Source organism: Nonomuraea corallina, from assembly GCF_027620315.1.
Classification (GTDB): Bacteria; Actinomycetota; Actinomycetes; order Streptosporangiales; family Streptosporangiaceae; genus Nonomuraea; species Nonomuraea corallina.
On record NZ_JAPNNL010000208.1, the window covers coordinates 1 to 12,195 of the forward strand.

A 12,195-nucleotide genomic window follows, 5' to 3' on the forward strand; every position below is an offset into this window, starting at 1 on the left:
AGCACCTCGAAGCCGGCCCGGCCGCCGCGGGCGGGCACACCGGAACCCGTCCGGCCGGAAGCGGCCTGGCCGCCGCGGATCAGCGTGCCGGGGCGGGACGGGCCGTGCCGCTCAACCCGGCCGGCGTGCCGGCCACGAACGGGATGTACTCGCACGCGGTCCGCGTCGGCGACACGCTCTACGTGTCCGGCCAGGCCGCCTTCGACGAGGAGGGCCGCCTCGTCGGCGAGGGGTCGATGACCGAGCAGGCCGAGCACGTCTTCCGGTGTCTCGGCGCGATCCTCGCCGACCAGGGCGCGGGGTTCGGCGACATCGCGTTCCTGCGCACGTACCTGACCGACATGGACGACCGCGCCGAGTACGGGCGGGTGCGCAGGAAGTACATCACCGGCACGCCCCCGGCCAGCACGACCGTGGAGGTGTCGAAGCTGTTCATGCCGGGGCTGCTGCTGGAGGTGGACGCGATCGTCGCGCTGCCTTCCTAGGCGAGCGGGCCGGTGACGGACTCGGCCGCCGCCACCACGCCGCCCTCGGCCACGAGCCGCACCGCCGCGTCGATCTCCGGCGCGAGGAACCGGTCGGGTCCCGGCCCCGGCACGCTCTCGCGCAGCGCCTCGACGACGGCGGCGGTGGCCGGGGCGGGCGTGAGCGGGCGGCGCAGGTCGAGGGCGCGGGCGGCGGTGAGCACCTCGACGGCCAGCACGCGGGTGAGCCCGTCGACGGCGCGGCGCAGCTTGCGGGCCGCCGACCAGCCCATGGAGACGTGGTCCTCCTGCATGGCGCTGCTCGGGATGGAGTCGACGCTGGCGGGCACGGCCAGCCGCTTCAGCTCCGAGACGACGGCCGCCTGCGTGTACTGGGCGATCATGTGCCCGGAGTCGACGCCGGGGTCGTCGGCCAGGAACGCGGGCAGGCCGTGGTTGCGCGCCACGTCCAGGAAGCGGTCGGTGCGCCGCTCGGACATGGAGGCCAGGTCGGCGGCCACGATGGCGAGGAAGTCCAGCACGTACGCGAGCGGCGCGCCGTGGAAGTTGCCGTTGGACTCGACCCGGCCGTCGTCGAGCACGGCCGGGTTGTCGACGGCGGCGGCCAGTTCGCGCGCGGCGACGGCGGCGGCGTGCGCGATCGTGTCGCGGGCGGCGCCGGCGACCTGCGGGGCGCAGCGCAGCGAGTAGGCGTCCTGGACGCGGGTGCACGCCTCGGGGTCGCGGTGGCTGGCCATGATGCCGGAGCCGGCCAGGAGCCTGACCATGTTGGCGGCGGCCGCGGCCTGGCCGGGGTGCGGGCGCAGGGCCTGCAGCTCGGGGGCGAAGACGCGGTCGGTGCCGAGCAGCGCCTCGACGCTCATCGCGGCGCTGACGTCGGCCGTCCTGGCGAGCCTGGTCAGGTCGGCGATGGCCAGGACGAGCATGCCGAGCATGCCGTCGGTGCCGTTGATGAGCGCCAGGCCCTCCTTGGCGGCCAGTTCGACGGGTTCGATCGCGGCCTGCTTCAACGCCTCGGCGGCCGGCATCGGCTTTCCTGAGGCGTCGCGTACGACTCCTTCGCCCATCAGGGTGAGGGCGACGTGGGCGAGCGGCGCGAGGTCGCCCGAGCAGCCGAGGCTGCCGTACTCGTGCACCACCGGCGTGATGCCCGCGCTGAGCAGCGCGGCCAGGGTCTTGGCCGTGGTGGGGCGGATGCCGGTGTGGCCGGTGGCGAGCGTGTGCAGGCGCAGCAGCATGAGCGCGCGCACCACCTCGGTCTCCACCTCGGGGCCGCTGCCGGCGGCGTGCGAGCGCACCAGCGAGCGCTGCAGCTGGGCGCGCAGGGCCGGGTCGATGTGGCGGGTGGCCAGCGCGCCGAACCCGGTCGAGATCCCGTACGCGGGGACGGGGGCCTCGGCCAGGTCGTCGACGCGCTGGCGGGCGGCCGAGACCGCGGCCATGGCGTCGTCGGTGAGCCGGACGGGGGCGCCGTGGCGGGCCACCCTGATGACGTCGTCGAAGGTGAGGGGTTCGGGACCGACGTTCACGACCTCGTTGTCGCGCATGATGTGCTTCTCCCGTTCAGGTAACCGGCGAATGCGATGTTAGCTCCTTACCGGGGAACAGCGCGGCCAGCCCTTCCCGGCCCTCTCCGGTGAGCTCGACCGCGCGTGGCAGGCTGCCCCTGCGGTACCAGCCGCGCTCCAGCAGCACCGCGGTGACCGCGGCGCCGAGCGCGCCGCCGAGGTGGGGCCGGCGTTCGGTCCAGTCCAGGCATTCCGGGGCGAACCTGCGCCTGGTCCGGCGTGCCCGCGCGACGTCCACGCCCAGCCCGGCCAGCAGCCGCTCGCCCTGCGGGGTGACCCGCTCGCCGTCCAGGCAGCCGTGCCCGCGCAGCGCGTCCAGCAGCGCGACGCCGGCCCGCCCGGCCAGGTGGTCGTAGCAGGTGCGCGCCTCCTGCAGCAGCCGGGCCTGCCGTGACTGCCGCAGCGACCGGACGGGCGGCCGCGCGCTGATCCTGGCGAGCACTTCCAGCACCTCCGCGATCTCGTGTCCGGCCAGCCGGTAGTAGCGGTGGCGGCCCTGCCGGGTCACCTCGACCAGCCCGCCGTCGAGCAGCCGGGCCAGGTGGGAGCTGGCGGTGGCCGGGCTCACCCCGGCCACCCGGGCGAGTTCGCCGGCGGCCAGGGCGCGCCCGCCGAGCAGCGCCGTCAGGATCGCCGCCCTGGCCGGGTCGGCGATGAGCGCCGCGACCGGCGCGATGTCGGCATCGGTGTGACGGTCCATGCGGCGACGGTAGCTCAGGCACGCTTCGGCTCCGGTCGAACCGTCACCCGCCTACCCGGGGGCGCGCGGCCCATGCTCCTCGATAGGGTGACGGGCGTGCATGAGCAGGCAAGAGTCGCGCTGGTCACCGGCGCCTCCAGGGGTCTGGGCGCCGCGATCGCGCGCCGGCTGGGCGCGGACGGCTGGACGGTCGCGGTCAACTACCGGTCCGACGCCGCCGGCGCCGCCGAGGTGGCGAGCGAGATCCGGGCGGCGGGCGGGCGGGCCGAGGCGTTCCCCGCGGACGTGACGGACGAGACCGCCGCCGCCGGGCTGGTGGCCGAGGTCGCGCGGACGCTCGGGCCGGTCGAGGCGCTGGTCCTGAACGCCACCGGGCCGCAGCCCGAGCTGGGCGTCGAGGAGCTCACCTGGCAGGCCCAGCTCGACCAGCTCACGTTCTTCGTCAAGAGCCCGACCCTGCTGGTCCAGGCGTGCCTGCCCGCCATGCGGGAGCGGGGCAGGGGCCGGGTGATCCAGATCGGCTCCGACGTCGTGGACCGCTGCCTGCCGCGCACCTCCGCCTACACCGCGGCCAAGGCGGCCCAGCACGCGATGACCCGGTGCTGGGCGCGCGAGCTCGGCCCGTACGGGATCACCGTGAACGTGGTCGCGCCCGGCTGGGTCCCGGTCGAGCGGCACGCCGGCCTGGAGGTCGACGACTACGTGGCGGACGTCCCGGTGGGCCGGATCGGCACGCCCAGGGACGTCGCGGCGGCCGTGGCGTTCCTCGCCTCCGACGAGGCGGCGTACGTGACCGGGCAGCGCTTCACCGTCAACGGCGGGCACACGCCGTCCCCGGCCTGACCGGTCGGGCGGGGACAATCCGGTTTGGGGAGTCGGCGAGTATTCGCTAGAGTTCTCTCGTCACCCGGTGTTCGCCGGGCGGGCGCGGAAGTGGCTCAGGGGTAGAGCATCACCTTGCCAAGGTGAGGGTCGCGGGTTCGAATCCCGTCTTCCGCTCGGGTCTCGTACGCGGACGATTAGCTCAGCGGGAGAGCGCTTCCCTGACACGGAAGAGGTCACTGGTTCAATCCCAGTATCGTCCACCATCCGCGCCAAGAGGTCAGGTCCCGTGCTCACGGGCCTGGCCTTTTCCGCGTTCGCGGCCTGTGCGAGGGCCGGCCGGTGGGGGTGATCCCTGCCGATAGAGTCCTGCTCATGGATGGCGAGGGCGTGCGGAAGGTGCTGGCCGACTCGGGGGTGGACGCCCGGCGGTTCCGCACCGCGCTCGCGCTGCTGTGCGAGGGCGGCTGGTGGACCCTCGCCGATCTGGTCCGGGAGACCGCCACCTCCAGGCGGGGCGTCGAGTCGCTGCTGCGCGAGGTGTCGCCCGAGCGTTCCGTCGACCGGTTCCGGCTCACGCCGGAGCAGGCCGCCGCCTGCCGCGAGCTGCTCGACGAGGACCTGCTCAACGAGGACCTGCTCGACGAGGACGCGGAGCCAGGGCCCGCGCCCGCCGACCCGGTCGCCCACCTGCTGCCCCGGCACGCCGGGGTGGTGGAGGTCCTGGAACGGCTGATCGCCGGGGCGCCGCGCGGGCGGCACGTGCTCGATCACGTGGCGGCGACGCCGGAGACCGTCGTGCGGCGGGCGCTGCTGCTGGGGGCGCGGTTCTGGCTGCGGGACGCCGGGGTGCTGTGCGTCGGCGACCACGATCTGACCTCTCTGGCGATCAAGCTGATCCATCCGGGGGCCGACGTCACGGTGGTCGACGTCGACGAGCGGATCCTCGCCTACATCGACGAGCAGGCCGGGCGGCTGGGCGTCACGGTGCGCACCCGCTGGGCCGACCTGCGCCTCGGCCTGCCGCCGTCCGTCCGCGAACGGGCCGACCTGGCCGTCACCGATCCTCCGTACACGCCCGAAGGGGTGGGGCTGTTCGTCGCCAGGGCGGTCGAAGGGCTGCGCGACCCGGACCGGGGGCGGGTGCTGCTCGCGTACGGGGCGAGCGAGCGGACCCCGATGCTGGCGCTGAAGGTGCAGGAGTCGCTGCACGAGCTCAACCTCGCCTACGAGGCGATGTATCCAGACTTCAACCGTTACTTCGGCGCGGAGGCCATCGGCTCGGCGGCCGACCTCTACGTGCTGCGCCCGACCACCAAGACCCGGCCCGCCGTCGCCGCCAGGGCCGACCGCTACGGGACCGCCATCTACACCAAGGGCCCCCAGTCCGTGGAGTCCCGCCCGGCGGACGCCGGCCCGGCCCTGCCGGAGGGCTTCGAGCCGGGCGTCCTGGTCGGCGACTGGCCGAAGGGCCTGTCCCCCAGGGTTCCCCGGGCGCGGCTGTCCACCTGGCTGGCCAAGCCGTACGCCGCCGCGCCCGAGCGCGTGGCCGTCGCGGTGCCGGCGGGCATGGAGGCCGCGCTCCCGCGGCTGCTGCTGGCCACCCGGGCCGGGCACGTGCGGGTGTCGCTCGCCGGGCCGCCGGACGACCTGGCCGGGCTGACCGCGCTGCTGTCCCCGGTCTACCGGATCACCGCGGAAGGCCCGGTCCTCGACGCCGTACGCACCGATCCCGCGCGGGACGCGCCGGGGCGCCTGCTCCGGGCGATCCTCGACCACGCCCACGGCAAGCTCGCCAACACCTGGCGGGAGGGTCTGACCAGGGCGGACACCGGGCTGACCAAGCGGCAGGCCCGCGAGATCGTCACCCGGGTGGCGCCGTGGGCCGACGACGTCACCGTGCTGGAGCTGCCCGCCCACCGCCTGCGCGACCTGCCCGCCGCCGTGACCGCCTCGCTCTCGGCCGGCGTCCAGGAGTGACCGCCGCCTTCGCGAAATACGGTCGAAAGACGGCCGGACGGGCGGGAAGATGGCGGCATGAGCGTGATCCGGGACGACGCCGTGGTACGGGACCTGCACGCGTCGCTGAGCCGGCGCGATCGGCCGGAGGACGTCGCCGAGCTGGTGCTGCGGGTGCTGGGCGGGCGGCTCGGGCGCCGTGAGCGGGTGGTGCTGGAGCGGGCCGCCCGGCATTCGGCGCGGCGCCAGGGCTGGTTCTCCTCGATGCCGGCCGAGTTCGCGCCGCCGGTCGGCGGCGCCCGCCAGGTGGCGGCGGCCAACCGGCTGTTCGACCAGGAGCTCGACGCGGACGGCGACGATCCGGCCGCGCTGCTGGAGTTCGCCGCGCGGACCGGGGAGCCGATCGGGTGGGCGCCGGAGCGGGGTGACTTCCTGCGCGACCGGCTCAACCGGCAGGCGCGCGAGGCCGCGGGCGTGGATCTGTCCAAGCGCCAGTACAACCGCAGGTTCCGGGTGCTGCGCAGGGTGGCGGCCAAGGCCGGCGTGCTGGAGGTCGAGCGGGCCAAGCGCCGGCTGCTTCGGGTCGGGCTGGCCGGGTTCGCGGCCGAGATCCCGTACGAGAGGTTCGCGGACGACGTGGACGCGGCCTGCTTCGTCGCGTACTACACCGCGCGCCGCAAGCAGCGCAGGGAGTTCAGCCTGTCGGGGCGGGAGAACCCGTTCGACGAGATCGCCCAGGTGCTCCTCGCCCGCTGCGGCGAGGACGCCGACTGGTGGATGATCGCGCAGGCGCGGAGTACGCCCGAGGTGCTGGCGCGGCTGCCGGAGGAGGAGCGCGGGCGCCTGCTGGGCCGGTGGTCGGCCGTCATGCGGGACAGCGCGGAGCTGCTGCGCGAGCGGTGGAGGGACGACGCCGACAAGAAGAACATGATCGTGCGCCCTGGTGACGACTCGACCACCTGGAACACCTTCGCCGTCGCCTACAACGCCGCCCGTGCCGGATGGCTCGCCTGCCTGCGGTCGCTGAACGCGCTCGGCCTGCTGGACGCGGCCTGCCCCGGCAAGGTGATGCGGCTGATGGCGGCCGACCTGGCCGGCTGGCACCGCCGGGAAGGCGGCGACGTCGACCCCGACACCGCCGTGTGGGCGGGGCTGCCGCTGCCGTGGGAGGTGCTCGACGGGACGGCCCGGTGCACACGCGCCGACGTGGAGGCCGCGTGCGTGGCCGCCGGTCTTGACGCGGCGGGGTCCGGCTGGACGGCGCCCGCGCCGGGCCGCGGGGTGGCGGTGTTCCGGCCGACGCCCGAGCTGGTGCACGGGGTGAGCGTGGCCGACCCGGTGTGGGCGGCGCTGCTGCGCCGGTCCGGGGTCTTCGGCGGCCGGGCGGTCAAGCCGGAACTGGCGGCGGACGCCGCCCACGGGCTGGCCTCGGGCGTCGTGGTCAGCGAGCTGCCGGCCCGGGAACCGCGGGCGGAAAACGGCTAGCGCGATCACCGGGCGTCCGCCAGACTGAGGGCTGCCTCGCCGTAGCTCAGAGGTAGAGCGCCTGGCTCTTCGGCCCGGGTGGACGCCGGTTCGAGCCCGGCCGGCGGGACCGTCGACGCCCGCGCGCCGGTCCGGGTGTCACGGGGGCGGCCTGCCCACTCCGATGGCGACGCCTGGACCGGCTGCGCGAGGCGGCCCGTGACCTGGCCGGTTAGGCTTCGGTCGGGAGGGTCCCATGAGGGTCATCGTGTTCGGCGCCACCGGCATGCTCGGGCAGGGCGTGCTGCGCGCCTGCCTGGCCGACGACCGGGTGACGGCGGTGCTGGCCGTCGGCCGCTCCCCGACCGGCCGCACGCACCCCAAGCTGCGCGAGATCCGGCACGCCGACCTGTTCGACCTGACGCCGGTGGCGGGCGATCTGGCCGGCTACGACGCCTGCTTCTTCTGCGTGGGGGTGTCGTCGGCGGGCATGGGCGAGCGCGAGTACCGGCGCCTCACCTACGATCTCACGCTGTCGGTGGCGCGCACGCTGGCCGGGCTGAGCCCCGGCTCGACGTTCGTGTACGTGTCGGGGATCGGCACCGACGCCCGCAGCCGCACGATGTGGGCCAGGGTGAAGGGTGAGACGGAGAACGCGCTGCTGGCGCTGCCGCTGGAGGTCTACCTGTTCCGCCCCGGCTACGTCCAGCCGATGTACGGGGCCACGTCCAGGACCAGGCTCTACCGGCTGGCGTACGTGGTGGCGGCGCCGTTCTATCCGGTGCTGCGGCGGCTGTTCCCCTCGGCGGTGACCACGACGGAGCAGATCGGGCGGGCTATGATCGCGGTGGCCGAGCGGGGAGCGCCCGGCCGCGTCCTGGACGCGGCGGCCGTCAACGCGCTGTGACCAGGGGAATAACCGGGCGAGCCTGGACGCTGAGCTAGCTGTTGAAAGTTCAACAGTACGAGTGGGTGACTAAAATGCAGTTCGGCATCTTCAGTGTCGGCGACGTGACCATGGACCCGACCACCGGGCGCACGCCCACCGAAGGCGAGCGCATCAAGGCGATCATGCGGATCGCGCTCAAGGCCGAGGAGGTGGGCCTGGACGTGTTCGCCACCGGCGAGCACCACAACCCGCCGTTCGTGCCGTCCTCGCCGACGACCATGCTCGGCTACATCGCGGCCAAGACCGAGCGGCTGGTGCTGTCGACCGCCACCACGTTGATCACCACGAACGACCCGGTCAAGATCGCCGAAGACTACGCGATGCTCCAGCACCTGGCCGACGGCCGGGTGGACCTGATGATGGGCCGTGGCAACACCGGCCCGGTCTACCCGTGGTTCGGCCAGGACATCCGCCAGGGCATCCCGCTGGCCGTGGAGAACTACGCGCTGCTGCACAAGCTGTGGCGCGAGGACGTCGTCGACTGGGAAGGCCGCTTCCGCACGCCGCTGCAGGGCTTCACCTCGACGCCTCGGCCGCTGGACGGGGTGCCGCCGTTCGTGTGGCACGGCTCCATCCGCAGCCCCGAGATCGCCGAGCAGGCCGCCTACTACGGTGACGGGTTCTTCGCCAACAACATCTTCTGGCCGAAGGAGCACTTCGTCCGGCTGATCACCCTCTACCGGCAGCGGTACGCCCACTACGGGCACGGCACGCCGGAGCAGGCCATCGTCGGGCTCGGCGGGCAGGTGTTCATGCGGGAGAAGTCCCAGGACGCGATCCGCGAGTTCCGCCCGTACTTCGACAACGCCCCGGTGTACGGCCACGGGCCGTCGCTGGAGGACTTCATGGCCGAGACGCCGCTGACGGTGGGCAGCCCGCAGCAGGTCATCGACCGTACGCTCCAGTTCCGCGAGTACTTCGGCGACTACCAGCGCCAGCTGTTCCTCATGGACCACGCCGGGCTGCCGCTGAAGACGGTGCTGGAGCAGCTCGACCTCCTCGGCGAGGAGGTCGTGCCGGTGCTGCGCAAGGAGTTCGCGATCGGCCGCCCGGCCGGCGTCCCCGACGCCCCCACCCACGCCTCCCGCCTCGCCGCCGCACGCGCGAAGGACGCGCCGGTGGATGATGCCTTGGAGAAGGAGGTCAACCGATGAAGCTCGTCGTCGTCACGGCGGGGCTGACCCAGCCGTCCTCCACCCGCCTGCTCGCCGACCGCCTCGCGCGGGCCGCCGCCGAGCGGCTCGGCGGGGCCTCGGAGCCCGTCGTCGTCGAGCTGCGCGACCTGGCGGTGGAGATCGCCGGCGCCTTCGTCACCGGCTTCCCCAACGCCCGGCTGCGGGCGGCGATCGACGCCGTGACCGGGGCGGACGGGCTGATCGCGGTCACCCCCGTGTTCACCGCCTCCTACAGCGGGCTGTTCAAGTCGTTCTTCGACGTGCTCGACCCGAAGGCGCTGGCGGGCAAGCCGGTGCTGATCGCCGCCACCGGCGGGACGCCCCGGCACTCGCTGGTGCTGGAGCACGCGATGCGGCCGCTCTTCGCGTACCTGCGCGCCGTGGTGACGCCGACCGCCGTGTACGCGGCCACGGAGGACTGGGGCGGCGGCGGGGACGCCTACGCCGACGGGCTGGCGGACCGGATCGACCGCGCGGCGGCCGAACTGGCGGACCTCATGCGCCGCACGGCCCCGGCCGCCGGCCGGCCGGCGGCCGTGGAAGCCGGCGGAGCGGCGACCGGGGAGACCGGCGGACCGGCTGTCAGCGGGGCGTCCAGCGGGCCGGCGGGCTGTCGCGACGCCGGGGCGGACCTCGACGAGGTGGTCCCCTTCCAGGAGTACCTGGCCTCGATCCGGCCCTCGCGCTGACCCCTGCGGTCAGCGCCGCGCCTTGACGGAGACCACGTCGTACGGGGTGTCGGGGGCCGGCGGGGTGGTGAAGCGGGCGTTCGGCAGGTAGAGCCGCCCGCCGAAAGCCGCCACCGTGCTGGGCACGTCGAACCGGTCGTCGGTGAGCCGGTCGACGACCCGGCCCGAGGAGCCGTCGACGCTCATGCGGACCACGGCCACCGTGTTGAGCCGGTTCTGCACCACGTACAGGGTGCGTCCGCGCAGCAGCAGGCCGTCGCCGTTGACGAGCGACTCGCCGCCCAGGTCGACCTCGGTGGTGACGCCGCTGCCGGGGTCGGCCTTGAACAGTTTGCCGGTGTTGGACTGCACGATGAGCAGGTTGCGCCGGTCCGGCGTCGGGGCGATGCCGTTGGCGTTGGTGCCGGTGGCGTACTGGATGGCGCCGGTGAGCGGGATGGTCTCGGCCTGCCGCGGGAGCTTGCCGTGGCGGCCGAGCGGCAGCTTGTAGAGCACCGGGTTGGCCGAGTCGGTGATCCAGGCGGCGCCGCGGAACAGCAGCACGTCGTTGACGAACGCGGTGCCGGTCGCGAGCCGGTACGACTTGATCACCGCGCCGGTGCGCAGGTCGACGACGCGGGCGTCGCCGGCGTTGCCCCCGGCGACGAACAACCGCCCGCGGTCGTCGGTCTTGAGTCCGAGCGACTGCGTGCCGGGACCCTTGCTTATGATCTTCCCCTGGCCGGTGCGCAGGTCGGCGCGGTAGATGTCGCCGGTGGCCCGCGACCCCAGATAGGCGTACGGGCCAGGGCCGATCTCGATGCCCTCCGGCTGGAACCCCGCCGGCAGCGGGAAGGTGGCGGGCCGTGTGGCCGCCTGGGCGGGCGGTGTCAGGAGCCCGGCCGTGAGGGCCGCGCAGAGCGCGGTCTTGAGGATCGCTGATCTCATCCAGCCACCATCTCCCCGCGCGAGGCCGCCGCAAAGGCCCAGGGCCCGCCTTCACAGCGACCTCGCAGGTTCCCGCTACTCGCCGTTGCGCAGGTCGGACAGCCGTTTCGGGGTGTACTGGACGTCCTCGAAACGGACGGTGGCGCCGTCCCCCATCGGGCTCTGGGCGAGGAAGCCGACCTCGAGATCCCCGTCGAGCGCGAAGTAGCGGATGAGGCTCCACGCGCCCGTCCCTTCGGCCACGTGGAAGGCGAACGCCGAGCCGACGCGCGAGACGCGGAGCCGGATGTCGTCGCCGCGCATCGGCACCGAGTTGCAGTCGTCGGAGACGCCGCGGGTGACCACCGAGACGACGGTGGGGGTGCCCTGCGGGGACAGTTCGAGGCAGAACTTGGCCCAGCGGTCGGCGTCGGCGTGCAGCAGCAGAACGCCCGCGTCGAAGGTGGAGCGCAGGTCGAGCCTGACCCGGGCGCTGAGCGTGAAGTCCCCGTCCAGGCGGCCCACGAGGGCCGGGGCGTTGGCGTACCGGTTCGGCTCGCCGGGGTCGGAGAACAGGTCGGTGCCCGCGGCTGCAGTGATGACGAGCGTGTCGTCACCCTCGACGCTCCACCCTTCGGGCTCGTTGAGCCAGCGCAGCGGCGCGGGGAACGCGGGCAGGGATACGGCAGCCATCACGGGCCTTCCTCCGGAGTCGTCGTGGACGTGTGGATTGGCGCACACCGACGGCCCTTTCGTCAAGCGCCCCGGGTTCGCGGACCCGCCGTCCGCCCCGGGTGAAGGAGCCGGGGGGCGGGCCGGCGCCCCGGGAGAGGAGAACCCGGGGCGCGGTGCGGGTCAGCGGAGGAACGCCGCGGCCACCCCGGCGTCGACGGGGACGTGCAGGCCGGTGGTGTGCGACAGGTCGCCTCCGGTGAGCGCGAACACGGCCGCGGCCACGTGCTCCGGCAGCACCTCCTTCTTCAGCAGCGTCCGCTGGGCGTAGAACTCGCCCAGCTTCTCCTCCTCCACCCCGTACACGGCCGCCCGGTTGGCGCCCCAGCCGGAGGCGAAGATGCCCGAGCCGCGGACCACGCCGTCGGGGTTGACGCCGTTCACCCGGATGCCGTGGCCGCCGAGTTCGGCGGCGAGGAGCCGTACCTGGTGGGCCTGGTCGGCCTTGGCGGCCCCGTAGGCGAGGTTGTCCGGGCCGGCGAAGACGCTGTTCTTGGAGGAGACGTAGACGATGTCGCCGCCCAGGCCCTGGTCGATCATGACGCGGGCGGTCTCGCGGGAGACCAGGAACGAGCCGCGCGCCATCACGTCGTGCTGCAGGTCCCAGTCGTCGAGGGTGGTCTCCAGCAGCGACCGCGACAGCGACAGCCCGGCGTTGTTGACCACGAGGTCGACGCCGCCGAAGGCGAGCACGGCCTGCCGGACCGCCTCCCGGACCTCGTCCTCGCGGGTGACGTCCGCGCCGG

The 12,195-nt window shown here is 73.9% G+C and carries 12 protein-coding genes and 3 tRNA genes; 10 read left to right on the plus strand and 5 right to left on the minus strand.

The features are described 5' to 3' along the window. Positions 1 to 485: RidA family protein (locus tag OUY22_RS32405; protein ID WP_270159070.1), on the plus strand; the 485-nt coding region annotated here is incomplete at its 5' end. Here OUY22_RS32405 and hutH read toward each other — a convergent pair. Both hutH and OUY22_RS32415 read right to left on the minus strand, forming a co-directional pair. Continuing rightward, positions 482 to 2,032, minus strand: coding sequence for a histidine ammonia-lyase (gene hutH, locus OUY22_RS32410; protein ID WP_270159071.1), 1,551 nt, complete (start codon positions 2,030 to 2,032; stop codon positions 482 to 484). The two genes, OUY22_RS32405 and hutH, sit on opposite strands and share 4 nt — an antisense overlap. Positions 2,033 to 2,048: 16 nt before the next feature. Beyond that, the gene (locus OUY22_RS32415; protein WP_270159072.1) at positions 2,049 to 2,753 is read right to left on the minus strand and encodes an ArsR/SmtB family transcription factor; all 705 of its coding nucleotides are present in this window, start codon (positions 2,751 to 2,753) and stop codon (positions 2,049 to 2,051) included. A gap of 96 nt (positions 2,754 to 2,849) precedes the next feature. Between OUY22_RS32415 and OUY22_RS32420 the strand changes: the two genes are divergently transcribed. The 9 genes from OUY22_RS32420 (at position 2,850) to OUY22_RS32460 (ending at position 9,811) form a co-directional block, all read left to right on the plus strand. Continuing rightward, positions 2,850 to 3,596: an SDR family NAD(P)-dependent oxidoreductase gene (locus tag OUY22_RS32420; protein ID WP_270159073.1), complete on the plus strand. Its 747-nt coding sequence runs from the start codon at positions 2,850 to 2,852 to the stop codon at positions 3,594 to 3,596. A gap of 84 nt (positions 3,597 to 3,680) precedes the next feature. Beyond that, a tRNA-Gly gene (locus OUY22_RS32425) sits at positions 3,681 to 3,752 on the plus strand. Positions 3,753 to 3,766: 14 nt separating this feature from the next. Beyond that, positions 3,767 to 3,841 (plus strand) — tRNA-Val (locus OUY22_RS32430). Between the two features lie 109 nt (positions 3,842 to 3,950). After that, complete coding sequence (locus OUY22_RS32435; protein ID WP_270159074.1) at positions 3,951 to 5,555, plus strand: bis-aminopropyl spermidine synthase family protein; 1,605 nt, start codon at positions 3,951 to 3,953, stop codon at positions 5,553 to 5,555. Between the two features lie 57 nt (positions 5,556 to 5,612). Further along, positions 5,613 to 7,019, plus strand: a complete 1,407-nt coding sequence (locus OUY22_RS32440; RefSeq protein ID WP_270159075.1) for a hypothetical protein — start codon at positions 5,613 to 5,615, stop codon at positions 7,017 to 7,019. Between the two features lie 35 nt (positions 7,020 to 7,054). Continuing rightward, positions 7,055 to 7,128, plus strand: a tRNA-Lys gene (locus OUY22_RS32445). Positions 7,129 to 7,254: 126 nt separating this feature from the next. Beyond that, on the plus strand, positions 7,255 to 7,905 hold the full coding sequence (locus OUY22_RS32450; protein ID WP_270159076.1) for a Rossmann-fold NAD(P)-binding domain-containing protein: 651 nt from the start codon (positions 7,255 to 7,257) through the stop codon (positions 7,903 to 7,905). Positions 7,906 to 7,979: 74 nt separating this feature from the next. Further along, positions 7,980 to 9,101, plus strand: a complete 1,122-nt coding sequence (locus OUY22_RS32455; protein ID WP_270159077.1) for an LLM class flavin-dependent oxidoreductase — start codon at positions 7,980 to 7,982, stop codon at positions 9,099 to 9,101. Continuing rightward, the gene (locus OUY22_RS32460; protein ID WP_408638237.1) at positions 9,098 to 9,811 is read left to right on the plus strand and encodes a CE1759 family FMN reductase; all 714 of its coding nucleotides are present in this window, start codon (positions 9,098 to 9,100) and stop codon (positions 9,809 to 9,811) included. Before OUY22_RS32455 ends, OUY22_RS32460 begins: the two co-directional genes overlap by 4 nt. A gap of 9 nt (positions 9,812 to 9,820) precedes the next feature. On the opposite strand, the gene OUY22_RS32465 is transcribed toward OUY22_RS32460, so the two are convergent. The 3 genes from OUY22_RS32465 to OUY22_RS32475 form a co-directional block, all read right to left on the minus strand. Further along, the gene (locus OUY22_RS32465) at positions 9,821 to 10,738 is read right to left on the minus strand and encodes an NHL repeat-containing protein (RefSeq protein ID WP_270159078.1); all 918 of its coding nucleotides are present in this window, start codon (positions 10,736 to 10,738) and stop codon (positions 9,821 to 9,823) included. 75 nt (positions 10,739 to 10,813) lie between these two features. Further along, the gene (locus tag OUY22_RS32470) at positions 10,814 to 11,410 is read right to left on the minus strand and encodes a DUF1349 domain-containing protein (protein ID WP_270159079.1); all 597 of its coding nucleotides are present in this window, start codon (positions 11,408 to 11,410) and stop codon (positions 10,814 to 10,816) included. 162 nt (positions 11,411 to 11,572) lie between these two features. Further along, on the minus strand, positions 11,573 to 12,195 hold a 623-nt coding region (locus tag OUY22_RS32475; protein ID WP_270159080.1), incomplete at its 5' end, for an SDR family oxidoreductase.